Raw genomic sequence first — 4222 nt, 5'->3', positions numbered from 1 at the left:
TACTGGGACGAGATGCTCGACCGGTTCGTTCCGCACAAGACCGTCCTGTACGGCACCGGCTACATCAGGAAGGGAATTCCGGGCCCACGCTGGATTCCCAAGCCGATCTGGAAGGTGCTGTCCGCACCGCTGAACGCCTACACCCGTCTGGTCCTGGTCGGGACGATGCCACCCCGGATGCGCGAGGTCTGCCAGCTACCGTGGGATGCCAAGAAGGAGAAGCGGTTTCAGCGATTCGCCACGGTCACCCGCGCGCTGAACCCGCTGATCAACCGACTGCCCGTCCGGCTGATCTACACGCCATGGGCGGCCGCCGCCTGGCGACGTGTCGGTGTCGACCCGCGCGGGCTGCACAACCAACCGATGGGCTGAACCACCCGGGATGCAGGACACGCACGAAATCGCGGCGCTTCTGAGCGAGGTGCTGGGGCGACAGATCGCCGCAGTGGAGATCACACTGGACGAGTTCGCGTCACGGCTGCCCGAGGGTCCCTTTCGCGACGGGATGACGCGCATGATGGCCCACTACAACGGGCACGGTCTTCCTGGCGGCAACGCGCTGGTGCTGCGCGCGATTCTGGGCCGCGAGCCGCGGTCGCTCAGGGAGTACTTCCGGGAACTGGCAGCGCACTGAAAATCAGGCGGCCACAAGGAATTTGCCGCGCAATGACGTAACGTTCAACTTCTGTACGCTTGGCCTAGCCGGGCGTGACCTGGCGGCCCGGTCCGGCTTAGGACAGGATCGGTGCCATGGCCGATATCGACTTTTCGCTGTTGGACGTTCCCCGACCGGTGCCAGTCGAAGACCCGGAGGCCTACCTGCGCGCCGCGATCGCCTGGCACTTCGGCGAGGACACCGGGTCCGCGTTCTGGCTGCGGGCCGCCAAGACGCTCGACTTCGATCCGCTCTGCGACGTCAAGAGCTTCGCCGATCTGCGGCTGTTCCCCAACCTGGTCAACGAGTTGCGTAACGTGCCGATCGAGGACCTGATCCCGCGCGGCTACGGGTCGCCCGCACCGCTGCCGCAGATCTTTGAATCCGGTGGTACCACCGGGGCTCCGAAACGCACTGCGCAGCTACCGGATTGGTGCGCTCAGGTTGTCGAATGGCAGACCGAGGACTTCGCCACCGGCGGCTTCCAGCGCGGCGGGGGTTTCCTGTGTCTGATGCCCAGCGGCCCGCACGGCGTGGGCTACTTCTCCAGGTTGGTGTCGCAACGGCTCGGCTCGGTCTTTCACCCGATCGACATCGATCCGCGGTGGGTCAAGAAGATCGCCGCCCGTAACGCCGCGGACGAGGTGGCCGCGTATGTCGACCACGTCGTCGAGCAGGCCGTCTACATCCTGCAGACACAGAACGTCGCGAACCTGCACGCCACTCCGCCGCTGCTGGAGGCCATGGCCCGCGACGACCGGGTGGTGGGCCTGATCAACGACAAGATCCGGTACCTGTTGCTCAGTGGCGCGCATGTGGACGCCGACACCCTGGACCTGCTGCGCGACATCTTCCCCGACACGACGATCACCATGGCGTTCGGCAGCACCATGGTGTTGTCCCAGGCCGTCACCCGAACCACCGAGGACGGGTCGTTCGCCTTCGACCCGCGCACACCGTATGTCGTGTTCTGGGTGATCGATCCCGAGACCGGCGAACCGGTGCCCTACGGTGAGCTGGGCCAGGTGGTGATGAACCACATCAGCAAGGGCATGTTCATCCCGAACAACCTGGAACGCGACATGGCGATCCGGATGCCCGGGCCCGCAGGCGAATTCAGTGATTCCGTGAGCGCCGTGCGGCCGGTGGCGACGTTCGAGGGCGAGGCCGTGATCGAAGGCGTGTACTGAGTATGGCACTTGAACAAGCCGGGGCCACAACCGATCTGGTGCCCATCGACGCGCTGGGCGCGGCGGGGGAGTACCGCACGCGCAATCGCGAAACCATCACCACCACCGCCGGCGTCGCGGTCGGCGAGCTGAGTATGGTGCCGCCGTTGTACGTGTCGCGGACCATGAGCGCGCAACGCAAGATCGCCCCGTTGCCGCTCGAGCAACGCCGGACCGCACTGACCAGTGCCGCCGACGTCTTTGCGAACGGTAACATCGCCGGCCTGGACTTCGAGTCGTATGTCGTTCTCGCCAGCCGCATTTCGGGGCTGCCGATCGCCGTCACCCGCGCCGGGGCGCGCAGCGTCGTCGAGGCGGTCGGGCACGCGTTCGATGCCGTGCGGCCCGCTCGGCCGGTGGGCGCGGCGCTCGACTGGCGCGACGAGGACACCCGCACGGGTAAAGCGGTGTGGGTGCGGCGCGGGGAGGTGTTCGCGGTGCACGCGGCCGGCAACGGCCCGGGCGTGCACGGCCTGTGGCCGCAGGCGCTCGCGCTCGGGTACCGCGTGGCGGTGCGGCCGTCGCGGCGCGAACCGCTGACCGGGCACCGGCTGGTGTATGCCCTGCGGGAGGCGGGATTTCGGCCCGAGGACGCCGTCTATCTGCCCACCGACCACGGTGGTGCCGACGAGATCATCCGGTGTGCCGACCTCGCCATGGTGTACGGGGGACAAGAGGTCGTCGACAAGTACGCCGGTGATCCGACGGTGATCGTGAACGGTCCGGGGCGCGCCAAGATCGTGATCACCGCCGACCGGGACTGGCGCGACTACCTCGACGTCATCGTCGACTCCATCGCCAACCTCGGGGGGATGGCCTGCGTCAACACCACCGCGGTGCTCTACGAGGGTGACCCCGGCCCGCTGGCCCGGGCGCTCGCCGACCGGCTGGCGACGATCGAACCGCTGCCCTGCGATGACGAGCGGGCGATCCTTCCCACCCAGCCCATCGAGAAGGCACGGGCGTTGGCGGGTTATCTGGCGACGAAGGCGGCGGGCTCGTCGCCGCTCCTCGGCGCCGATCAGGTGGTCGCCGACCTCGGCGACGGCTACGCCGCGCTGCGGCCGGCCGTGCATCTGATGACCGAACCCGACGTGGACAAGCTCAACGTCGAGCTGCCCTTCCCGTGTGTGTGGGTGTCGTCGTGGTCGCGCGCGGCCGGTCTCCAGCCGTTGCGGCATTCCCTGGTCATCGGCGCCGTCACCGGCGACGACAAGCTGATCGACGAACTGCTCACCGACCCGACGGTCGGGAACGTCTACTGCGGTCGGCACCCGACCTTTTACACCGCGCCCGAAATCCCGCACGACGGGTTCTTAGCGGACGCGCTGATGCGCAACAAGGGCTTCATCCGCGATTAGCAGACAAGCCGGCCGACATCGGATGCGGTAACACCCTCAGCCGACCGGCTTGGCCGTCGAGCAAATGTCCTAGCGGCTCAGTCGCCGAACCCTCCGTGCGGAGAACCGACCGATTGTGCGCCTGCGGGTCCGTTCAAGTTGAGGTGGCTGGACGCGAATGCGACGCCCTTGTCGATTATCGCGCCGTCGTCGGCGTAGGTGTTGTGCGCGGAGAAGTTGAGGCCATCCGAGCACACCGGGTCGTCGGTCGCGCAGACCTTGACGGTCTTGGCCTGGTACGTCGGGCCGATGACCACCGGCGGTTGGCCAAGGAAATTCATCGCCCGGACGTTGGGCATGCCGAACAGCACGACCGAGGAGACGTGGTTGGCGACGTCGGGGGACAGCGGCTTGGGAACGGTGTTCGGGTCGATGCCGTCCGGCACGGCGGCCGAGGTGACGAACCCCATCACGGCCGCGCCCTGCGAATAGCCGCCGAGCACCATCTGCGTGTTGGGGCAGTCGTGGGCCATCGAAACCACGTGTGCGCCCGCGTCTCTGATGCCGTCGACGCCGGTGTCCCACTGGTCGCTGGCGGGGTAGTTCACCGGGTAAACGTCGAACGACCTCCCACCGACGCGTTGGTGCAATGCGTCGGCGAAAGCCTGACCGGTTGGGCCTACGCCCGGAGCTTCACCTGTGCCACGGGCGAACACCACCTGAACGTCGGGGCACTGTGCGGAGGCGGAGGGGATGATGGAGCCGCTGATGGCCGACACGCTGAGGCCGGTCGCTGCGACTACTGCTGGACCCAGAAAACGTGAGATATGACGTGCAATCATGCCGAACTTGTGCCCTGTAGATCGGCTACCTAAACAGTCGGATCGGACAAATTACAGTGAGTTCACATGGCCGCCCTTGCCAGGCCGCAAGCGGGCCGAGATGGGTTGCGCGCGGGACCCATCCGCCATTGGGCGTCCCTCCTCGCCCGGCCTTAA

General features: G+C 67.0%; 5 protein-coding genes. 4 read left to right on the top strand and 1 reads right to left on the bottom strand.

The features are described from left to right. The 4 genes from JOZ00_RS12490 to JOZ00_RS12475 form a co-directional block, all read left to right on the top strand. Positions 1–372 (top strand): oxygenase MpaB family protein (locus JOZ00_RS12490; protein WP_293344261.1); only part of this gene is annotated, 372 nt, incomplete at its 5' end. A 10-nt stretch (positions 373–382) separates the two neighbouring features. Next, complete coding sequence (locus tag JOZ00_RS12485) at positions 383–634, top strand: hypothetical protein (protein WP_293344259.1); 252 nt, start codon at positions 383–385, stop codon at positions 632–634. Between the two features lie 116 nt (positions 635–750). Further along, the gene (locus JOZ00_RS12480) at positions 751–1845 is read left to right on the top strand and encodes a phenazine antibiotic biosynthesis protein (protein ID WP_293344257.1); all 1095 of its coding nucleotides are present in this window, start codon (positions 751–753) and stop codon (positions 1843–1845) included. Between the two features lie 35 nt (positions 1846–1880). Beyond that, entirely contained in the window at positions 1881–3245 is a 1365-nt protein-coding gene (locus tag JOZ00_RS12475) for an aldehyde dehydrogenase family protein (RefSeq protein WP_293344263.1), read from the top strand. Between the two features lie 77 nt (positions 3246–3322). Here JOZ00_RS12475 and JOZ00_RS12470 read toward each other — a convergent pair whose 3' ends face one another. Further along, a complete protein-coding gene (locus JOZ00_RS12470; protein WP_293344255.1) occupies positions 3323–4066 on the bottom strand; it encodes a cutinase family protein in 744 nt (247 codons plus the stop codon). Positions 4067–4222 lie beyond the last annotated feature (156 nt).

Source organism: Mycobacterium sp., from assembly GCF_019243155.1.
Taxonomy (GTDB): Bacteria; Actinomycetota; Actinomycetes; order Mycobacteriales; family Mycobacteriaceae; genus Mycobacterium.
The sequence above is the reverse complement of the archived record's forward strand: the minus strand, read 5'-3'. Positions and strand labels throughout refer to the sequence as shown.

Excerpts from the sequence above, each read along its gene's own strand:
- JOZ00_RS12470 (WP_293344255.1), bottom strand. The coding sequence starts at position 4,066 with ATGATTGCACGTCATATCTCACGTTTTCTGGGTCCAGCAGTAGTCGCA.
- JOZ00_RS12485 (WP_293344259.1), top strand. The coding sequence starts at position 383 with ATGCAGGACACGCACGAAATCGCGGCGCTTCTGAGCGAGGTGCTGGGG.
- JOZ00_RS12480 (WP_293344257.1), top strand. The coding sequence starts at position 751 with ATGGCCGATATCGACTTTTCGCTGTTGGACGTTCCCCGACCGGTGCCA.